The 18355-nt window shown below is 41.8% G+C and carries 22 protein-coding genes; 17 read left to right on the top strand and 5 right to left on the bottom strand.

The window, feature by feature from the left end:
- Positions 1–16: 16 nt before the first annotated feature.
- Entirely contained in the window at positions 17–1114 is a 1098-nt protein-coding gene (locus QQK21_RS06575) for a YdcF family protein (RefSeq protein WP_284191407.1), read from the top strand.
- 19 nt (positions 1115–1133) lie between these two features.
- On the opposite strand, the gene arfB is transcribed toward QQK21_RS06575, so the two are convergent.
- Positions 1134–1547 (bottom strand): alternative ribosome rescue aminoacyl-tRNA hydrolase ArfB, encoded by a 414-nt coding sequence (arfB, locus tag QQK21_RS06570; RefSeq protein WP_284191406.1) that lies wholly within the window; start codon positions 1545–1547, stop codon positions 1134–1136.
- Positions 1548–1716: 169 nt separating this feature from the next.
- Between arfB and QQK21_RS06565 the strand changes: the two genes are divergently transcribed.
- From QQK21_RS06565 to QQK21_RS06555, 3 genes are all read left to right on the top strand, one after another.
- A complete protein-coding gene (locus QQK21_RS06565) occupies positions 1717–2826 on the top strand; it encodes an acyltransferase family protein (RefSeq protein ID WP_284191405.1) in 1110 nt (369 codons plus the stop codon).
- Between the two features lie 206 nt (positions 2827–3032).
- A complete protein-coding gene (locus QQK21_RS06560) occupies positions 3033–4001 on the top strand; it encodes a hypothetical protein (protein ID WP_284191404.1) in 969 nt (322 codons plus the stop codon).
- Positions 4002–4307: 306 nt separating this feature from the next.
- Positions 4308–5480, top strand: a complete 1173-nt coding sequence (locus tag QQK21_RS06555) for a histidine decarboxylase (RefSeq protein ID WP_284191403.1) — start codon at positions 4308–4310, stop codon at positions 5478–5480.
- Between the two features lie 21 nt (positions 5481–5501).
- Here the strand turns inward: QQK21_RS06555 and QQK21_RS06550 are convergent, their stop codons facing one another.
- Genes QQK21_RS06550 through QQK21_RS06540 form a run of 3 tightly spaced genes read right to left on the bottom strand, consistent with a single transcriptional unit; the run spans position 5502 to position 7924 of the window.
- Entirely contained in the window at positions 5502–6179 is a 678-nt protein-coding gene (locus tag QQK21_RS06550) for a hypothetical protein (protein WP_284191402.1), read from the bottom strand.
- Entirely contained in the window at positions 6166–7083 is a 918-nt protein-coding gene (locus QQK21_RS06545) for a hypothetical protein (RefSeq protein WP_284191401.1), read from the bottom strand. The genes QQK21_RS06550 and QQK21_RS06545 overlap by 14 nt, the downstream gene beginning before the upstream one ends.
- Positions 7084–7090: 7 nt before the next feature.
- Entirely contained in the window at positions 7091–7924 is an 834-nt protein-coding gene (locus tag QQK21_RS06540) for a hypothetical protein (RefSeq protein WP_284191400.1), read from the bottom strand.
- A gap of 195 nt (positions 7925–8119) precedes the next feature.
- Between QQK21_RS06540 and QQK21_RS06535 the strand changes: the two genes are divergently transcribed.
- Complete coding sequence (locus QQK21_RS06535) at positions 8120–8968, top strand: pirin family protein (RefSeq protein ID WP_284191399.1); 849 nt, start codon at positions 8120–8122, stop codon at positions 8966–8968.
- A 39-nt stretch (positions 8969–9007) separates the two neighbouring features.
- Here QQK21_RS06535 and QQK21_RS06530 read toward each other — a convergent pair whose 3' ends face one another.
- Positions 9008–9736: a substrate-binding periplasmic protein gene (locus QQK21_RS06530; protein WP_284191398.1), complete on the bottom strand. Its 729-nt coding sequence runs from the start codon at positions 9734–9736 to the stop codon at positions 9008–9010.
- Positions 9737–9999: 263 nt separating this feature from the next.
- On the opposite strand from QQK21_RS06530, the gene QQK21_RS06525 reads away from it, so the two are divergent.
- The 12 genes from QQK21_RS06525 to QQK21_RS06470 form a co-directional block, all read left to right on the top strand.
- Positions 10000–10248, top strand: a complete 249-nt coding sequence (locus QQK21_RS06525; protein ID WP_284191397.1) for an EscI/YscI/HrpB family type III secretion system inner rod protein — start codon at positions 10000–10002, stop codon at positions 10246–10248.
- On the top strand, positions 10248–10793 hold the full coding sequence (locus tag QQK21_RS06520) for a type III secretion protein (protein ID WP_284191396.1): 546 nt from the start codon (positions 10248–10250) through the stop codon (positions 10791–10793). The genes QQK21_RS06525 and QQK21_RS06520 overlap by 1 nt, the downstream gene beginning before the upstream one ends.
- The gene (locus QQK21_RS06515) at positions 10780–11262 is read left to right on the top strand and encodes a hypothetical protein (protein WP_284191395.1); all 483 of its coding nucleotides are present in this window, start codon (positions 10780–10782) and stop codon (positions 11260–11262) included. Before QQK21_RS06520 ends, QQK21_RS06515 begins: the two co-directional genes overlap by 14 nt.
- Positions 11263–11287: 25 nt before the next feature.
- Positions 11288–11776: a tetratricopeptide repeat protein gene (locus QQK21_RS06510; protein ID WP_284191394.1), complete on the top strand. Its 489-nt coding sequence runs from the start codon at positions 11288–11290 to the stop codon at positions 11774–11776.
- A gap of 28 nt (positions 11777–11804) precedes the next feature.
- Positions 11805–13001: a prefoldin domain-containing protein gene (locus QQK21_RS06505; protein WP_284191393.1), complete on the top strand. Its 1197-nt coding sequence runs from the start codon at positions 11805–11807 to the stop codon at positions 12999–13001.
- A gap of 123 nt (positions 13002–13124) precedes the next feature.
- Positions 13125–14297: a type III secretion system translocon subunit SseC family protein gene (gene sctE / locus QQK21_RS06500; protein WP_284191392.1), complete on the top strand. Its 1173-nt coding sequence runs from the start codon at positions 13125–13127 to the stop codon at positions 14295–14297.
- A gap of 12 nt (positions 14298–14309) precedes the next feature.
- The gene (locus QQK21_RS06495) at positions 14310–15317 is read left to right on the top strand and encodes a hypothetical protein (RefSeq protein WP_284191391.1); all 1008 of its coding nucleotides are present in this window, start codon (positions 14310–14312) and stop codon (positions 15315–15317) included.
- Positions 15318–15352: 35 nt separating this feature from the next.
- Entirely contained in the window at positions 15353–15940 is a 588-nt protein-coding gene (locus tag QQK21_RS06490) for a hypothetical protein (RefSeq protein ID WP_284191390.1), read from the top strand.
- The gene (locus QQK21_RS06485) at positions 15909–16319 is read left to right on the top strand and encodes a hypothetical protein (protein ID WP_284191389.1); all 411 of its coding nucleotides are present in this window, start codon (positions 15909–15911) and stop codon (positions 16317–16319) included. Before QQK21_RS06490 ends, QQK21_RS06485 begins: the two co-directional genes overlap by 32 nt.
- A gap of 5 nt (positions 16320–16324) precedes the next feature.
- The gene (locus QQK21_RS06480) at positions 16325–16897 is read left to right on the top strand and encodes a hypothetical protein (RefSeq protein WP_284191388.1); all 573 of its coding nucleotides are present in this window, start codon (positions 16325–16327) and stop codon (positions 16895–16897) included.
- Between the two features lies 1 nt (position 16898).
- Positions 16899–17195, top strand: coding sequence for a hypothetical protein (locus tag QQK21_RS06475; RefSeq protein WP_284191387.1), 297 nt, complete (start codon positions 16899–16901; stop codon positions 17193–17195).
- A gap of 122 nt (positions 17196–17317) precedes the next feature.
- Positions 17318–18355: hypothetical protein (locus QQK21_RS06470; protein WP_284191386.1), on the top strand; the 1038-nt coding region annotated here is incomplete at its 3' end.

Genomic DNA, 18355 nt, shown 5'->3' with positions numbered 1-18355 from the left:
ATCCCTAGGACTTTGCATGAACAAAACATTGATTTCGCTGTTACTCACTGGTGCATTGGCATTCGGTGCGTCAGCACCTGCAATCGCAGATATAGAGCACGCTGTACAGGCCTCTACCCAATATACGGATCTGGTCACAAAACGTGAGGTCGTCGATAAGCTGTTAAATGATGCGGTAAGCGCATTTAAGTCACCTGCGCGAGTCTCTCATGCTGGTTTTACGGCAAAAATGCCAAGTAATATGGAAATTGTGACTGACCGTCTTTTGCAAGCATATCAACTTGAGCCTTATCGAACGGATCTACTGATTTCGGCTGCGAATGCTCAGATTTATAATAAGAACGTTGATCGAGCGATCGAATTGTTCGAACAAGCTTTATCTGTCGCACCCGATGATATTGATTTGCACGCCTATCTAGCCGTGTGGCAAAAATTTAAAGGCAATAAAGAAGAGTCCCAAAAGCATAGGCAGGCTTTGGTTAAGCTCAATGCAGGAAAGGCGCAAGATTTAACCCGCATATTCCAAACCATTGATCGCGTGGTTGCTACGCCGCTAAAAGAGAAAGCAGATAAGGGCGCTCTTGATGAAAATGGCGCGATTGTCACTCTGGGTTATGCGCTTAACCCTGATGGCTCTATGCACTCCATTTTAATCGAGCGGCTTGAGACAACGTTAAAGCTTGCGCAAGCGAACCCGAAAGCACTGATCGTACTGACAGGAGGCGTGCCGCAAAACCACAAAACGGAAGGTAAACTGATGGCCGACTGGCTAATAGCCAAAGGAGTGAGTGCGGATCGCATTATTGAAGAGAACTACGCCACGAGTACGGTCGGTAATGCGTTGTTTAGTAGTTATGCTCTTGCAAGACACAAGATACAACACGCGACAATCATCAGTTCTGCCAGCCATGTTCGTCGTGGGCAGGTATTGTTTGAAATCGCCAGTTGGCAAACAGGTCCTAGCGGCATTACCTTTGATACGCTCGCGTACCCAGACAAACCCCTTAAAGAGTTAAAACAAATCAGCGATGGTGAGCTGCTGGGCATTTATCGTGATGCGCTGCGTACCTACGGTATGTGGAGCTATCGATCTTACCCGCTTGAGTCAAGATAAACATAATGGGTGAGTGCCACTAATGACTCACCCTTGTCCGAAGAGACTTGGTTTGAGAACGAGCATTTTTGGACTTTAACCGCTTTTCATTTGCCGCCCTGCTTGGTTTTGTTGGGCGGCGTTTTTTTTGTACTTGGACTGCGCTACGTATTATCTGCGCCAGCCGCTCAAGAGCGTCCTCTTTGTTTTGTTCCTGAGTTCGAAATTGCTGCGCTTTTATTGTGAGAATGCCTTGTTTCGAAATTCGAGAATCACTGAGCGCCATCAACCCCTGTTTGTAAATGTTTGGGAGCGATGAGTGAATGATGTCGAACTGCAGATGTATTGCAGAAGAAACCTTATTCACGTTTTGCCCGCCGGATCCCTGCGCTCGTATTGCGGTGAGCGTAATTTCCCATGCGTGAAGTGTCACTGTATTTGAAATCTTAAGCATAATAGATAGGTGTGTCAGGTTTGCATCCAGAGTGTAAGTCAGAAGTCACTTAGATTCTATCGGTTTTGGCTGCTTGATCGTGTTTATTAAAAATCTTGTCTCTTAACACTCGGCAAAAGTAGTTCTGTCTCACTACACTTTAACAAGCTGAGTTTAGAGAGAAACAAGTATGGTAAAGAAGCACATAGATGCATTAACTGGTATTCGAGGCGTCGCCGCATTATGGGTTTTATTACATCACTTGGTAACTCAATATCCACTTGAGGGAAAGCTACCCCATTGGGTGACCAATATTGCTGAGAAGGGTTGGCTTGGTGTCGATTTATTCTTCCTTCTGAGTGGCTTTGTGATTGCTTATGTCCATCATAATGATTTTAGCGATCGGTTATCGTTTTCTTCTTGGCGTCGTTTTATGTGGCTGCGTATTGCGCGCATTTACCCGGTTCATCTTGTCACCACGCTTGCACTGGTGCCAATTTTTTTGCTCGCCAGTACTCTATTTAATTATCACTCCCCAGCCGATGCCTTCTCACTACCTAAGCTTTTGTTTAGTATGAGCTTAACCAATGGATTTGGTGTTGAGAATTCAGTCGGCTGGAACGCTCCTTCATGGTCAGTCAGTAGTGAGTTTTTTGCCTATTTGTGTTTTCCATTTTTGGCGGCATTACTTTTTAGAGCCTCTCTGTCTATGTTGCAATGCCTTGCAATAATCGCAGCTGTATTTGCTTTAACGATAAGCTTGGGTTGGGGATTAACCGATAGGCAAAGTTATTTTGCGGGTTGGCAGTTTGTTCTGCTGCGAGTATTGAGTGAATTTCTGGTCGGCATGTTGATTTTTAGGCTATACCAAATTACCAAAGTCGCGACTTTGCTGCCAGTGGCCGTTGTGGCACTGTCTATCATTACGTTCATGGCTATATTTAACACCCATAGCCGCTGGGATTGGGTAATGATTATGGCGTTTGGTTTGCTTTTATTTTCTTTAACCGATAACCATCATTTTGCTAGCCGTTGGCTATCTAGTTCGGTAGCGGTTTACTTAGGCAAGATTTCATACTCGGTTTATTTATGTCATGGCGTCGTATTTATGGTGCTCAACAGTGCGTTTGGTCGACTTTTACCCGATTGGTCAGGTGTCGCACTATTAGTTCCTATTGCCGCATATGTTGGTGTATCGATACTCGCTGCTCATATCACCTACACATTCATTGAGGTGCCCGCGCAAGCTTGGCTCAAACAGAGAATTAAAAGAGAATATCGAGCTGATTTAAAAACATAATAAAATCAGAAATATATTTATTTTAATGTGGTTGGCTTTATATTTTATTCATTACATTAAATTCTATATTGCCTTATTTGTATTTAAATTATGATTCATCATAGACAATTATCACATAAAATCATTTTACTCTTATTTGTTTTAATTAATTCTTGAAAGTAATAATCTAATAATTGATATTGCTGCTTGAAAATAAGGAGTAATCTATGAATAAAAAAAACCTACTTGCAATATTATTTCTTTCTGCGCCGTCTGTTGCTGATACACTATCTATTGTGCCAGAGATAAAAAGTGGCTTACCTGCTGTGATGAATGAGCCTGTTCTATACCAAGCGCCTCAGTTTGATTATTTCAATTTGGCGGATGGCTATCTTGAGCAGCGAGCCGAAGCCATTGCTAAGTTGCCGATGGCTTTGTCGGATATCGAGCGGGTCTGTATCCAAACGTCATACAGTGGTATCGCTCCTTCTTCTTCAAATCAATCTGGTGTTTTGATTTATACCTATGCCAAAGATAACAGCGGCAATAAAATTCACAATACCACTATTGGTGATAGAGTTAATTTAGAGACAGTTTCAAAGCACTGTATCGATGAATCGAATTGGGTCTATGACAATTGGTCGGCCGATAAAAGCATGACATTTACTCCATATAGTTCATCATCGGCGGTCATAACCGATGTGCGCGTTATTATTGATGGGGCATTATCGCTATCTCAGGTACCCACAGAATTTACTCAGCAATATTATGACTTTATAACCAAAGTAGGCTTTGACCAATCTGCGGATTTTTATCATCCTGATGATATCAGGGGTTTAAAAGACGTTCTGGTATCAGGTCTTGAACATAATGATTCAAGTATAAAGTTTCTCAAAAATATTGCATTCGGTGACACGGTGTCTAAGGAAGATATTGTGCTAATGTCAGACCTTGATTTCATGAATCAGTTTCTTTCTATTTTAGGTCAGGCATCAGGCAGTAACAAAGCTAACTTAGAATCTTTTAAAGTCATTAATGTATTTGATTATAATGATAAGAAATACGTTAATGTTGAAAAAAAGGAAAGTTTATTCGATAAGTTGATTACCAGAAATGAAGTCGTTATTTTAAAAAAATACGGCAGTCAATGGCTACTTGAATTGCCAGAAAGTTTGAAAGACATGTTGGATAATTAGGTATATATGGTGATGGGCACGAGATCTGTCACCAGCGTTTTTAAATGGTCTAGTTGATATTTTTTCAACCATTGCATAGTCATTGCGCCAATTTTATAAATTACGGCATAATATCAGGAAATAATATTTAAATCGATTTTGATTATATTGAACTTATGGAGAGGTGGATATTAATTAATCCTTCAGTAATAAGCATGTATTCTCACCGTTCATTCACAGAATACAACATTAGGTTATAAAGGTGGTTGTAATTTGAGCGATAAAACGGCATTAAAACAGTGTCCAAACAGATGTAAAGGAATACATATGTCGCTTTCTTACCATGATATTCAGAGACTTAGAGACTTTTACAAGCATTGTATTGAGTGTCAGCACCAAATGCTTGGATATCCGAATGCTTCAGATTATGACTATCAGAATCTGTGGTCTTTTTTGCAGTTTTCCATCAACAATATTGGAGACTGGGCTGAGCAGCCACATTATCCCATGAACACTTTTGAGTTTGAGAAAGACGTAATTGAGTACTTTTGTCGACTGTATCATTCCTCTCTCGATGAGGCTTGGGGATATGTGACAAACGGTGGAACTGAGGGCAATATGTATGGTTGCTATTTAGCACGGGAGATATTTCCTGAGGGCATCGTATATTTTACCAAAGATACGCACTACTCGGTAATGAAAACAATTCGATTCCTCAACATAGAGTACTGTATGATACCTTCTGATACCCGAGGGGAAATGGATTATGATGCTCTTGAGCTGGCTCTTGAGAGTAACCCTGACAAGTCTCCAATTATATTTGCCAATATCGGTACTACTATGTTCGGGGCAATCGATGATCTCAAGCAAATTCAATCTCGACTTGCTAAAGTCGGCTTGAGCCGCAATCAATATTATATCCATGCCGATGCCGCTTGCCATGGGATGATCTTGCCTTATGTGGACAATCCTCCGCCATTTTCATTTAAAGATGGTGTTGATTCAATATCGGTATCTGGTCATAAGATGATTGGCTCGCCGATACCTTGCGGAGTGGTATTAGCACTAAAAAAACATACAGATAAAGTGAGTCATGAGATTGAATATATAGCAGGCTCAGATAAGACTTTAACGGGGTCTCGAAATGGCATCACTCCATTGTTCTTATGGCAGTTTATTCGCGGAACGAGTGAACTGGAGAAAAAGCAAAGAGTTCAAGATTGTCTCCAGCTAGCAGAGCATACGGCCCAAAGATTAAATCAGCATGGAATCACAGCTTGGCGTCATTTAAACTCGAATGTCGTCGTTTTTCCTAAACCCTCAGAAGAACTATGGCGAAAGTACTATTTAGCGGTCGCCAATGATATGGCTCATATTATTATTGCTGGGCAAACCGTTGCCAATCCCAACAGGTTGAACCAAGTTATAGAGGAGTTGATTCGGGAAAAGACCAGAAAAACGACGCCAGAAGCTGTTACTGATGAGCTGGTAATGGCATGATCGAGTACTGAAAAAAAGGACTTATTCCCAAGAATAAGCCCTTTTTTTATTGGGTTTACGCTTTTTATCCGTCAGGGTGGCACAAAGGTAATCCTCTCGAAAGCCTTGATGTTCTCTCATTAGTTTTGGCACAAACAAGCGGACTCTAGTGCCAGCCACAACAATGGTTTTGGTCCCTAAGACGGCAATATTACCGCTGTGCAATTTTACGCCTTTTACGGTATTAATGGATGTCGCATTTATAGAAGAGATGATTGGGTAGCCAAACAGAGTAAGTTCTTGATTGTGAATGGTTACCGTTTCCTTAAATGTGACTTCACAATACTCTTCTTCACCGTGGATGATATTTTCTAGCTCACGGACTTTATCTTCTACTGACGACGAAAATACCCACTGATTAAGAATGGGTTCCCACTTTCCTCCTAATTTGAGGCACTTTTTGTAAACGAATTGATTTTTTCGACCACTACTTAGGGTACAAATATCTATATTGTTTTGTTCATCCAAAGGCAAGGTAAGTTTAAATATCGCCTCGTTTGAGTAGTATTTATATTTATTTGAGACCTCTTCGACATGCAGTGTAACTTCACCGAATGGTAGCTCACTGCTGTAGTCATCGATAATGATTTTACAATGAGATTTGCCCGTCGAGGCGAGAAAAAAATCTTTTTCTTTCTTTAAAATATTAAATGTTCTCATTGCCGCCGTTAGTTTCCCTTAGAATCTGTTCCATTAGAGCTTGCTGTTCGCGATCAATCTTATCTTTGTTGATAGCGTGTGTTGGTTGGGTATTATCTTGACCTGTGTTCCAACTCTGTTCGGCTTGAGAAGCCTCGCCATGGCGAAGCTTATCTATGCGCGAGAGAATATGACCAACATTTCCAGTCGGTTTGAGGCCTTGAGTCATGCGCCGTTGTATTTCAAGGTCGGTTTCTGTCAGCTCAACATTGAGAATGTTTTGCTCAACGTGTTTTTCTCTTTTGTCTAATGTGAGATCAAGATTATGCAGTACTTCCTGATAAGCATTGATATAAAGCAGCTTAAACTCCTCAGCGAGGTTTTTTTCAGATAAACCTCTAAGGTAGCTAGCTTTGCGATTAAAGATATACTTTTCTACCCGGGTGATAGGCTGCTTTTTTATCAGGATTCTGTGTCTGGCTTCCAAAATTTCAGTATTAAGTGGTAAGTCTTTCAACATGGAAAGTAAAGCGAGTGCAGGAGGCCACTCTTTACCTGCAAGTAAGCGTTCACGTAGGTGGTGAACGATTCTCTCCACATCCTCAACAGATAGCTGAGAGGCAAAAGCGGCAAACTCATCGTCAGGCTCTGAACCGTACATATGCGTAAACTGAGTCGAAAAATTTTCCTGCATCTTGCCAAAAAAAGCCATGATGTGTTTACGCTGTTCTACAGTGTAGGGGCGCAATACATCTTTTAGTTCATGATTAAACTCACCACTTACAGGTGTTGATAGTGATGTGCTTGTCGCTTTCTTGGTAAGATTTTTTGGACTGGTTTGCATGACAGCAGTGGTAGACACTTCCTCAGATTTCTTATGACCTTGTTTCTGCCAATCAGAAGCGATTTCATTGATGTTTTTCATTACTTACCTAGTCGTCAAAATCAAAGTTGAAGTTTGCCATCTTTTTCTTGAAGGCTTGGTTGGGAGACATTTTGCTCGCATTTACCGATTTCTTAAACCCCTTATTCTGCCCATAGCTTTTTTCTGAATGTAAATGGGCATGGAGGCGACTATTAAGGTCATCTTGATTCATTAGAGGCTGACCCAGTGCTTTAACCTTGTCGACAAAACTTGCCCATACGCTGGTTTGGTTAGCAAATCCAGAGCGAAACATTATCACTTCTGCCCAAGCTTCAATGACGTTAGGCGATAGATCCATTATGTTAATGGTCTTGATTGTAGGGTCTGGCTTCTGTAATGGTTTAACTTGCGTCTTATGGAACTGAGGAACTTTGGCAATCGGTTCTGATGCAGCGTAAACAGGGATTGAATGTTGGTTGCCAACATTGATTTTGCACTTAATGTTCCCTTGCTTACGAGTGTGCGTTTTACTCAGTGAAATAATAGCTTGTTCAATAGCTAATTTTCCCAATACGTGATCAATACTGGACTCAGAACCGTTGGTCATAGATTGCAGTTCATCCATGGTGGTAATGACTGCGCCACTGCGATCTGACAGTTCTGCAAGTGCAAGCAAAACCAGCTTTTCCTCCATGGTGACACAGGGATGAGACCAAGCTCGCTCGATAAATTTTGAAGACATAGGCACAATCCAAGTACTACAGGCTAATAACCAAATTATACGTTTTGCTAGGGCGAACACCAACATTTGATTGTCATATTGGCGATTATCTGGAGAGCAAGGTGAATCTTTGGCTAACTTATATTCGTTGTACGGCTCTAGCTTGATATGTTGAGGCATTTTCCATCGTTAAAGCAAATTTGGCTAGAGGCAGGAAGTAGAGGCCATAAGGTCGTATACCGTTTAACCCATTCAATGACATTCCAGTGGCTCGCTATTTTCTTCAATTTTTTTGAACAAGTAGATAGATAATGCAGGGGTAAATTTCTTAAAAGTGGATATAAACTCTAGATAATACGAGTGAGGAGTCTTGTTATGAATTATCGAAGAGAGATTGTAAAAACTATCCGTTCACGGCCAACTTCAGATGGTGATGGAGTCAAAATAAGTCGTGTTACAGGATTTGATAACCCACACTTTTCGCCATTTTTAATGTTAGATGAGCTTAAAACCGATAACCGAAGCGACTACATTGGTGGCTTTCCACCGCACCCCCACCGTGGAATTGAGACCTTAACTTATATGTTGAAAGGTCACTTCCAGCATAAAGATCATATGGGTAATGTAGGAGAGCTGCGTTCTGGTGGTGCGCAGTGGATGGCGTCTGGTAAAGGCGTCATCCATAGCGAAATGCCGATTATGGAAGACGGTGATCTCCATGGTTTTCAAATTTGGATCAATCAACCAGCGGCAAATAAGGTTAAACCAGCACAATATAGAGACTTTCAGTCTGAAACGATTACCGAGTATACCAGTAATGATACGGGACTTGTTCGAGTGTTAGCGGGTGATGTTTTTATCGACGAGCATGTAGTCAGTGGTCCACTACGAGACACTGGGGTGCCTTTGTCTGTTACTGATTGGCAATCGCAACCAAATCAAAGTTTAAACATGGCAACAAGGGCTGCACTTAATGTCATTGTGTACGTCTATAAAGGTCAAGTAAATGTTGCTGACCAGTCGTTGGATCAGGGGCAACTCGCTGTATTGTCTCAAGGAGACTGCGTACAATTCACCGCTCAAGCTACCAGTGGTGTGCTAGTGCTTCAAGGTGAACCCATCGATGAGCCAGTAGTGCATTATGGACCTTTTGTTATGAATTCAACTCAAGAGATTGAGCAAGCCATCTCCGATTATAACAGTGGAGAGTTTGAAACGTATTGAGTGGCCAAGTAAGTGATTAGGTTCTACCTAATTTTCTATTTATTGGCGCTGCTGTTCAGCGCTAACCAATGACTGACGCTTGGCGAGAAAGTGTTTCGCGGCATTCTCTAGTCGTTCGAGTAGGTGCGCTTGGGATGCATGAATATAGTGGTAAACATTTTCTCTAGATATTATTGGGCTGGATAGTTTGATTTCGGGGTAATTGTCTTTAACTAATTGATAGCTAGGTAGCGGTGCAAGCCAAAGATCGACTCTTCCCTTTGTTAACATAAGTGCTGCTTGTTCTTCTGAATGGACCAAGTAGAGTTTCTTATACTGTTTTAGCCCATCAACGTACCGAGCCCCGTGAAGGGCGACCACCGTTTGATTTTTGGCTTCCTCTAACGCATTAATATAGCGGTCACCTCTAGAAAAAAAGTAGATCTCAAATGAACCTAGCGGGACATCAACTTTGATAATACTCTCATTTTTATCAAGCCCAGCAATTCTGAGGCCTAGTGCGTCGTATTGTCCGGAAACTACAGATTGAATAGCGCGCTCGTTAGGTAAATAGATGAACTCAAAATCGATATTTGCTTCTTTGTAAATTTGGGAGATAGGCATCTCTACACCAAGCTTATAGTTTGGATTTTTAGCCAATGCTTTGTGGCCTTCGCCTATCGCTATCCTAATGACTTTTTCACTTCCAATGGCAATGTTAACCCACATTATAGACATAAGGATAAACAGTATTTTAGACGAGAGTGAAGTCAAGCTACTTAGTTTCATTGAACATACCCCCGAACGAGTCACACAAGATAGTTTAGTCGTTATTTGGTGTTTAATTCATCGAATTCACAAGTTTTCAGGATAGATTCAGCTTATCTCACAGTACGCTATGGCAGTGAAACATCACTTTAATACCATGAATATTAAATAAAAATAGAAAACTTATTAATTTCACAATGATTCATTAGCGCTGTCGCTAGAGTCTGCATAGTATAGCCCAAAGTTTAAGCGCTCCGCTATTAAGTTGTTTGAGAGGAATTACAATGCCGGATCTAATCATTGAGCAGATTCAACCTTCTGTACTAGAAGAAACCTTCAATAATATTGGTGAGGGGTTTCAAGAGATTCTGGATAACCTCGATCAAATTAATGCTAACCAAGAAGCCATTACTGTTCAAGACACCCTAGCGTTACAACAGTCGGTATTTCATTACAGCCTGTACCAAGAGACAGTAACCAAGATTGCTTCTAAATCCGCTAATGCTATTAACGAAGTGATGAAGGCTCAGTGATGAAAAAGTTATGTTTATTAATATTGCTTGTGCTTGCCGGTTGTGGCGAACAAGGCTCTAGTCAAGTGGCGAGCTTTGAATCAGCTGATGTTGCTAATAAAGTCATTGTTCTGTTGGCGCAGCATCAAGTGCCAGCGACTTTATCGTCAGAGAAAGAGAATTTTCACATTTATGTTGATGGGGCTGATGAAGCTAAAGCTCGTGAGTTGCTGACCCAATTTAACTTCTATTTCCAACGCGAAGATCTCAATGACTTGCTTGAGTCTAAGTTTGCAAGTTTGAGTAAATTGGAAACAGTGAAAAGCAATTTACTTGAAAGTCGCGAAATTTATAACAAATTAGGTGTGATACCAAACGTTTTACGAGCGAGTGTTGTTGTTACGGGTGAAAAGAATAAACGTATTTCAGTTCTAATTATGAGTTTAAACGAATTTGATAGTGCCAAGAAAAGCAATATTGAACGATTTTTGAAAGGTTTGGTTGCTGAAACAGACACATTGACAGTCAGTTATTTTGTTCAATTGGTTAGCAATGAAAACGTATAAAAAGCGGCATCAGAAGCTTCTCCATCATTGCTTAACTAAACGTCAACTGAGTCAAGACTCTTTCTTGGTTTTAACCTCTCTTACCGATGAAGAGGTTTCTTTGTGGCTGACAAGTAGCTTGGGACAAGTGAGACAGACCGTTACCACTCTTGGTTATCTGGTGCAATACCAGCTTTATCGTAGTGCACCAAGTAATATAGCCATTCTTGACCTCAAAAAACATTTAGAACATAGATTGTGTCTTTGGTCGGATGCTGCCGGTATCCAAGGTGCACCGGAAAATATGAGCAGTCTACAACTTGGGTTATTGATGTTGGCACAGTACAACAAAAGGCTCGCCATATTATGGTCCATTCGTTTAGGGCTGGACGTTCCATCTAAGCCGTTGAATACGGCTAGCCCATGCCGATTATCTAATGTGGTTCATCAAGTATTGGCACCGATACTCGTCCAATCTGATGCAATTTAATTGCAATTATTTAAGGTGAAATAACATGAAAAACCAAGCGATTAATTTTGGTAAGCCAGGAGACGAGTTCTTCTCTCTACTTGATGGTGATGAAATTTTGAAGGAAATCGCACAGCAACGTGATTCCAACAAAATCACAACAACTCACTTAAAATCCATCTTTGATCTTGGTGTTGAGTTTTATAATCAGTTTCAGTTTAAAGAAGCAGAGATTGTGTTTGTGGCGTATTCATCTTTGAATCCGTACGATCATAGAGGACCGGGTTGCTTGGCGGCGATATACCTTGAAAAGGGTCAGTTTCAAAAGGCTTTGGATATGTTAAATCTTCTAAAAAACTATCCGACCAATGATCTCAACGAAACCATGCTCAATATTTCGCTTTGTCATTACAAATTAAATGATCATATGCAAGCCGCGGTTCATTGGCTGATTGTGAAGCCCGAAAATCTGGGTGAGTTTTATACCAAACGTTATGAGTTTTTGAAGCAGCAGTTATCACCTCATTTGTCCTAAGCGATGAATGGGTCGAGGAGAAAAATAGATGATTAATAATATCAATGATCTGTTACTACATGATGTTGCTAGTGACTATGAGTCTATAGATGCACAGGCGCTTCAAAAACAGATTGATGCCACAAATAAGGCAGAAAGTGAGCTGCAGAAAGCAGATAAAGCCATCACGGCACTAGACGGTCAACCCGCTGATGCTGAGGTTTTAGCCATGGTTGCTAATCACCAAAAACAAGTGGTGATGACGATGTCAGGTGGCAACCCTGAAGATGCAATATCAATCATTTTAGCTCAGGGAATCGAAGCATACGCCAAACAGTTAGAAATTATCAAAGGCTGGACTATTCCTGGTTTGCCTATGTTCGAAAGCGCTATGGCTGTGATGTTTGAAGGGATAAAAAATAGCGGTGAGACATCAGGGTATGCACTTGAAGACTTGTTTCAGCTTGCCATCATGGACTTTATGTCTCATGGCTATGGTGATGGAAAAACTGGCTATGGCGGTAGCAATGGCTTTGAGGCTCAAATGCGCCATTTTCTTGAAAGCACGGGCTCAGGCTCTCATGGTTACCATGAAGGTTGGGACGGCGCTAAGTTTGCGGATGAATGTGGTGACATATTTAACTTTATGATGGCTAACGCCCCTTCAAATAGCTTATGTCATGAAATTCTCACCTACATGGATGAGGAGTGTGGTGGAGTCGCTGAATTAGAAAAACAATATCGATATCACTTTAATGATGCTGGCGGTTTTGTATGTGAGACGGGGTATTCGGGAGGATTATCTCCAATGCTGCGTATGGCTTTAATGGCCGGATACTTAGCGATTGAACCTAAAGTTGAGCAATCTGTAATCGATATGTTTCTTACAGCACCGATTAGCGAGTTAGATGCATATATTAATAACCACACCAGTAATCCACATTATGACACCGCCATAGAGTTTGTCTTTAATAATGACGGAGAAACAGGCAGTAACGGTTGGAGAGAAGTTGACCAAAACGATCCCAATGGTACATCTCATCAAGTCATTGACTGGTATGGAAATGGTTTAGGCGCTGAGTATTTTGAAAATATGTATACCAATTTCCCACAGCGCGAACTAACCGATGAAGATATCAAAGAAATAAACCGTATTGGTGACCAAGTTAAGATGCTTCAGCAAACTCTTAAGTACTGGTTATCTATATGCAGAGATGAGCAAATGGCCATCGCTCGTAACATATAGTAATCGCACAAGACAGCATAAAAGGGCATGACGTCGCCGGGGACATGCCGCTCATCTTTTGAGAATAGATAGTACGCCGGTTTGGCTGCTTATTCCTGGCCTAATACATGAAGGGAAAACGTAATGAGTACATTCATGAACACTGTCTCAGCAACGACTTATGTCGCTCCTGTAGACGAGAGTATCAGCGAACAGCGTGGTACAGCTGAAAAAACGGCTGAGCAAGTAGCGCCGAGTCAGCCACTTCCGGGTAGTTCAATATCACTTAGTGCTCTGTGGCGTTTGCTGGAAGACTGCAATAAAGAAGTTGCAGAAGCGCTTTCACAAACTGGTGCAGCAAACTCTGAAGCGAAGAAATCATTGATTGATATACAAAGAGACTCGACAGTCGCTTCAATCAGAAAGCAATCAGAAGAACTGCAAGAACAGCAGAAGGCCAACAAGAAACGTGGCATATTTGCCAAAATTGGTATGGCGCTTGGTGTACTAGCGGCTGTGGTTTCGGCTGTGGTTACTTTTGGTGCAACTGCAGCAGCAGTAGCGGTTGCAGTGGTTGCAGTCACTTTGGCTCTTCTACCCACTGTCGTTGACAAGGTTTTGGAAAAGTGTGGCGTTCCTGAAGAGAAACGCAGCAAGATAAGGATGGGACTAGAAATTGGTTGTGCTATTGCCGGGCTACTGATTGCTTTCAATCCTGCTAAATTATTGAGTGGGCTTGGTACAGCAGCTAGTAAGGTATTACCTAAAGCCGTAACAAAGGCCGCAACTGAAGCAGCAGAATTGGCGGCTAAGGCGGCAAGCTCTGCTGCGAAAGCTGCCACTACCGCAGCAAGTAAAGCCGCTTCAACAGCAGCAAGTAAGGCCTCAAGTGTGATAAGTAAGCTAGAGTCTTTCAGCAGCAAAATGTCTGAAATGCTAACTATGTTGAAGTCATTCTCGAAAAACCCTCTGATTTCTAAAGCTAAGAACATGTTGGATGATGTACTTGAAAAAATCCAAGATCTCGCTAAGTCAGAAAAAATGGCGACCCGTGGAGCTCGTCTTGCTCAAGCGACAGAGGTGACCTCTACCGCATCTGATATTGTTGGTGCAGGTTTTGGCATTAAGTCATCTAAAATTGCCGCTGATATGGAAAAGGCACAGGCAGAGCAAGATGCGCTACAAACTGCTATTCAGCAAATTTTGCTTATGCTGTCACAAGCTATGAGAGCGGTTACGCATGCGTTCGAAACCTTGTTTGATCTTAATAAAGCTCACCGTGATTTTAACGATAAAATGATTTCAATCCATATGTAAGGTAGTGATTTTATGACTATTGAAACTAATTTTGCAGTATCCGCACTAAGTGTTGAGGGTGCATCGAATGTGGCGTCAACTCAGGTGTCACCAGAAGCGGCAAAAGCAGCTACCTTGAAGATGGCGTCTTTGCTGAATATGCTTACTGACGGTAAAGTGACTCAAGTACCTGATTCTTTGAATGAGGCACTCGTTGCTCTATCTCAAAACCCGAGTAAAGAGAATCAGCAAGCCGTTAATAACATTGTCAACGAATATGTACCCGCATCGGTTAGCATTGAAAAGATGGCCGATATTGCCGCATCTTACGGTAAGTTGATGACAGATGGGTTGCTATCCGAACTACCAGGCTTCAAAAGCTTTGAACCAGTCACTGGCGAAGTAACTTATACCAACTCTACGGGTGGTTCTTCGACGGTATCAATTTCAGATCTTCTTGCAATGTTACTAGCGATCATTGAACAAGAAGGAAGAACACGTAACAGTGTTATGGCAAGCAATATTGATGTTGGTGTAGCTAATATGGACAATGCAAAGGCACTTGCAGAAAAGATCTGTGGTGATGCCATGCTTAAGCTAGGTATTGCTATCGGAATTGCAGTGACCACAATGGTGTTCTCTACAGCTATAATGGTTAGTTCTGTTAAGCCAAAAGTCTTAAAAGACAAGCACCTAGAAGGTGGTTCTGGTCAATATAAAACAGTTGAAGATATGAAGGCAACGGAAGCAGGTCGTGAGCTGCTTGATAAAAAGACAACAATATTGCAGGATGCTAAAACAGCTAAGAATCGTTTCTTGGAGCAAGGTGTTCAGGAAACTGGACGAGCGAGCAATAAGGCCACAGAAATAATGGCTGCTCAAGATAAGCAGCAGCAAGATGAAATCAAAGCTGGTAACGATTTGCAAATGAAACTTGCAGAGGCATTACCTGAGTTTATTAAAAGCTTAGGTGATTCTCTACGCAGATTGCTTGAGGTTCTCGAAGCTGCTGCTAAAGCAAGCTTGGCGACAAACCGTTAAGGAGCAGAGCGGGTTCGCCCGCTCTTTTTTAGCCTATGCGTAGTGTTTCATTTTCAATGCCACAAAGAACTGAACGGGTTCATGACGTAACGCCGACAAAGCAAACTCGTGAAGAGAGTCAGACCAAGCGGGTCAGAGACGTCAAACAAGCAGAAAAAAGAACCAAAAAGAATCCTCGCTTGTTTCGTATTCGCCGTAAACCGATGACGCCCCAACACCAAAGGCAGTTTGCGAAAATGCTGAGTAGTTATCAGCTCCGAGCGTTGCGCGATTGGCATGGTTTTACTGACGCTCTACCTGATAAAAAGCAACTGAATGACGCCCAGCTTTTTATATTACAAGCGGCCAACCATTGTCAGCATCTTTATCCTGCATCTTTACGCAAGAAGATCAAACAGTATCTTGAGTCATTAGGTGAACTTGGCGAGGGGATGGAAGCCGATAGTGAAGCGTTACAGCAGCTTGTCGCTCATGAGCACTATTTGGAAGGTTTGCTGTCTATGTTGGCACTTTGTCGCAAATATGATCGGCGCGAACGTAATTATAAAAATAAGCAACGTCAATTAAATGATGTAGAAAAAGGTGAAAACAATGAGCAATCGAACTCGTATCGTACATTGTGATTTGAAAGATAGACCTCTTGATCCTTATGAAGTGATCAAGAATAAATCGCAACGCTTAAGTTGGAACCAGATGTCGGATGCTGATGTATATTTAGATAAGAAGGCTGTAATTGCGTGGTTTGAACGTTTGCGTGATTATTCGGAAAATACGGTAAAGTCGATAGTGATTGATGGGATTTTGGAAAGTGAGTTCCACAACATTACCTTTATTTTACGCTTGGTACAAGATGACGACTTTGAAGCGATGACTTCCAAAGAAACTTACCAACTCATCTATGATTTTGTATGCGAAATCCCCCAAGGTATAAGAGACTGGGTTGATGAGAAAGACTATCTCATGAGTCGAGATGTGCTCGCGTTACTGTCTCGTAATCGGTGAATATGATGAAATATGATGTGGTAAACCTAACCCCAAGTTGCACTATATCTAATGCGGTGGCAAGTAAAGTGAACCTTGTCGCGGGAACGTGTTTTGATAATCATGCAATAAGGATGGACTTTCGCCAGTTAAAGTTTAACTTGGGACAACAACAGGACTTGATAGAAATCAGTCTTGTTCATATGGGAGTCGAAGCAAAAGGCTTTCTTCAGGTTGTCGAAGTTGAGCGCTTGCTAGGCCTAGAAATTAAACATCTTGATAAAGAATATGTCGCGTATCTCATTACCCAGAACTTGGCCCCTCATGGTGTACATTTTGTTGGCTTTATGGATCAAAAAGAGGGTCGAAATCTACCGCTGAGTATTACCACCGTTTTTGAATGTGAACGTTTAGCAACTACTCTGTATCTTGAACTTGAGTCCATCCATATTGATGCTGATTGTCTTGAAGCTAAACCTCAAGCTTTATCTGGAAATTTAAAGCTTACCGTAAGCTGGACGCCCTTTGAAACCGCACTAACCACTCAAGAACTATCGGCTTTATCAACCGATGATGTGGTTTTAGTTTACCCGAAATAATATGCAGCCAGAGCTAGATAAAGTCGAAAGCTTTCTGCTTAAGATAGAGCAGAATGAAGAAACCGTATTTAGTCAACATCCCGATTATGTGCTTTATCCGGTTGTGCCTTTTTTTCAGCTTGTTCATGTACACAATATTGAACAAGTGATTGAAAACTTGCTTCGATTTGAGTCCACATTAGGGGGCTTTCTTATTCGTGTTGATGGTTACATCACACTGGCATGCCCTGAATCGAGTGTTTTAGAAGACGATCTCCGACGCTTGACAATACAACTATTAGAAATAATGAGGTTCTAAAAATGACAATTTCAGCTTTGAATAGCAGTCCGAATAGGCCTGAAACCTCAAACAGTACAAAGACTAATTGCACTGAACCTGACGCGCTTCGATGTATTCCATCTCTGCAGAGAAGCAAGAGTATGCCTGAAAGCTTACTTCGTAAAGCGACTGAAGATAAGAAACCAGCCAAGCTTGAAAGTGGTGAACCCTTGCTAAAAGCAGATCCAGCGGATAGTGATGCTGGAGGTATCGACACGGAAACGAAAAGCTCGATAACAACAGATAAGGATAAGGATGCCAGACGCGCGAAGAAGTTGAGCGATACTAGCGGCAGACTCAGTCATAAGAAAAAAGCGAAAATTCATTTTTGGGGCGGACTCATTTTACTGGGTCTTGGTGGTGGTCTTTTCTTTGTCATCCCACCATTAGGCGCTCTTACTTTCTTTGGAGGCAATACTTTGCTTTCTTGGATGCATGGTGGCCGGAAATTTAGTGTCCCTCTTCAAGAGGAGGAACAGCCTAAAGAGCCGCCAAAGGAAAGCGACAAAGAGTCCGAAGAAGCTAAAAAACCTGAAGAAAAGCCTCGGCCTTCTCAACTATTGAAGCCAGAAAGTATTTCTGAGGACGAACCTACGCCTGACGATAGCGCAGATGGTTGTCCGTTTGGACCTGGGAATACGCTCATTATTAACGGTCTTCTCGTGATTGTTGGTGGTAAGCCAGCTGCACCTAAAGAGAGCTCAACAGGTCAAGAGACGCCTAATCCAGATGGAGTGAATGTTAACTCTCCTGGAGGCGATACCTATATCACAAATAATTATTATGGTGACATATCCGAGCAGATTTCAACTGCAAGAGAGCACCTAACCGTTAAACAGTTTGCAACGTTATGGGACTCACGGGAAGCAATACGAAAGGCTATCCGAGGCGTAGTGGATACGCCTAGCCCTAGTGGTGAGGCACAAACCGATGATGACGTTTTTTTCAATGCCCCAGAGCCGACGGACGACACAAAAAAAGTCAAGACAGCCCAGATAATCTCGAATGCTTCAACACCTGTGCCTGATAGGGGTCATCAAGTGGTAGTTCCGCAAAGCGATGGCAACGGTAATAGGCCTAGTGATGAGGCACAAACCGATGATGACGTTTTTTTCAATGCCCCAGAGCCGACGGACGAC

The organism is Vibrio zhanjiangensis, assembly GCF_030161235.1.
Classification (GTDB): domain Bacteria; phylum Pseudomonadota; class Gammaproteobacteria; order Enterobacterales; family Vibrionaceae; genus Vibrio; species Vibrio zhanjiangensis.
Note: the sequence above shows the minus strand (reverse complement) of the source record. Positions and strands in the feature narration are given on the sequence as shown.

What these genes read in the sequence shown, in the direction of transcription:
- QQK21_RS06575 (WP_284191407.1), top strand. Translation starts at nt 17, where the DNA reads ATGAACAAAACATTGATTTCGCTGTTACTCACTGGTGCATTGGCATTC.
- arfB (WP_284191406.1), bottom strand. Translation starts at nt 1,547, where the DNA reads ATGCTTAAGATTTCAAATACAGTGACACTTCACGCATGGGAAATTACG.
- QQK21_RS06565 (WP_284191405.1), top strand. Translation starts at nt 1,717, where the DNA reads ATGGTAAAGAAGCACATAGATGCATTAACTGGTATTCGAGGCGTCGCC.
- QQK21_RS06560 (WP_284191404.1), top strand. Translation starts at nt 3,033, where the DNA reads ATGAATAAAAAAAACCTACTTGCAATATTATTTCTTTCTGCGCCGTCT.
- QQK21_RS06555 (WP_284191403.1), top strand. Translation starts at nt 4,308, where the DNA reads ATGTCGCTTTCTTACCATGATATTCAGAGACTTAGAGACTTTTACAAG.
- QQK21_RS06550 (WP_284191402.1), bottom strand. Translation starts at nt 6,179, where the DNA reads ATGAGAACATTTAATATTTTAAAGAAAGAAAAAGATTTTTTTCTCGCC.
- QQK21_RS06545 (WP_284191401.1), bottom strand. Translation starts at nt 7,083, where the DNA reads ATGAAAAACATCAATGAAATCGCTTCTGATTGGCAGAAACAAGGTCAT.
- QQK21_RS06540 (WP_284191400.1), bottom strand. Translation starts at nt 7,924, where the DNA reads ATGCCTCAACATATCAAGCTAGAGCCGTACAACGAATATAAGTTAGCC.
- QQK21_RS06535 (WP_284191399.1), top strand. Translation starts at nt 8,120, where the DNA reads ATGAATTATCGAAGAGAGATTGTAAAAACTATCCGTTCACGGCCAACT.
- QQK21_RS06530 (WP_284191398.1), bottom strand. Translation starts at nt 9,736, where the DNA reads ATGAAACTAAGTAGCTTGACTTCACTCTCGTCTAAAATACTGTTTATC.
- QQK21_RS06525 (WP_284191397.1), top strand. Translation starts at nt 10,000, where the DNA reads ATGCCGGATCTAATCATTGAGCAGATTCAACCTTCTGTACTAGAAGAA.
- QQK21_RS06520 (WP_284191396.1), top strand. Translation starts at nt 10,248, where the DNA reads ATGAAAAAGTTATGTTTATTAATATTGCTTGTGCTTGCCGGTTGTGGC.
- QQK21_RS06515 (WP_284191395.1), top strand. Translation starts at nt 10,780, where the DNA reads ATGAAAACGTATAAAAAGCGGCATCAGAAGCTTCTCCATCATTGCTTA.
- QQK21_RS06510 (WP_284191394.1), top strand. Translation starts at nt 11,288, where the DNA reads ATGAAAAACCAAGCGATTAATTTTGGTAAGCCAGGAGACGAGTTCTTC.
- QQK21_RS06505 (WP_284191393.1), top strand. Translation starts at nt 11,805, where the DNA reads ATGATTAATAATATCAATGATCTGTTACTACATGATGTTGCTAGTGAC.
- sctE (WP_284191392.1), top strand. Translation starts at nt 13,125, where the DNA reads ATGAGTACATTCATGAACACTGTCTCAGCAACGACTTATGTCGCTCCT.
- QQK21_RS06495 (WP_284191391.1), top strand. Translation starts at nt 14,310, where the DNA reads ATGACTATTGAAACTAATTTTGCAGTATCCGCACTAAGTGTTGAGGGT.
- QQK21_RS06490 (WP_284191390.1), top strand. Translation starts at nt 15,353, where the DNA reads ATGCGTAGTGTTTCATTTTCAATGCCACAAAGAACTGAACGGGTTCAT.
- QQK21_RS06485 (WP_284191389.1), top strand. Translation starts at nt 15,909, where the DNA reads ATGAGCAATCGAACTCGTATCGTACATTGTGATTTGAAAGATAGACCT.
- QQK21_RS06480 (WP_284191388.1), top strand. Translation starts at nt 16,325, where the DNA reads ATGAAATATGATGTGGTAAACCTAACCCCAAGTTGCACTATATCTAAT.
- QQK21_RS06475 (WP_284191387.1), top strand. Translation starts at nt 16,899, where the DNA reads ATGCAGCCAGAGCTAGATAAAGTCGAAAGCTTTCTGCTTAAGATAGAG.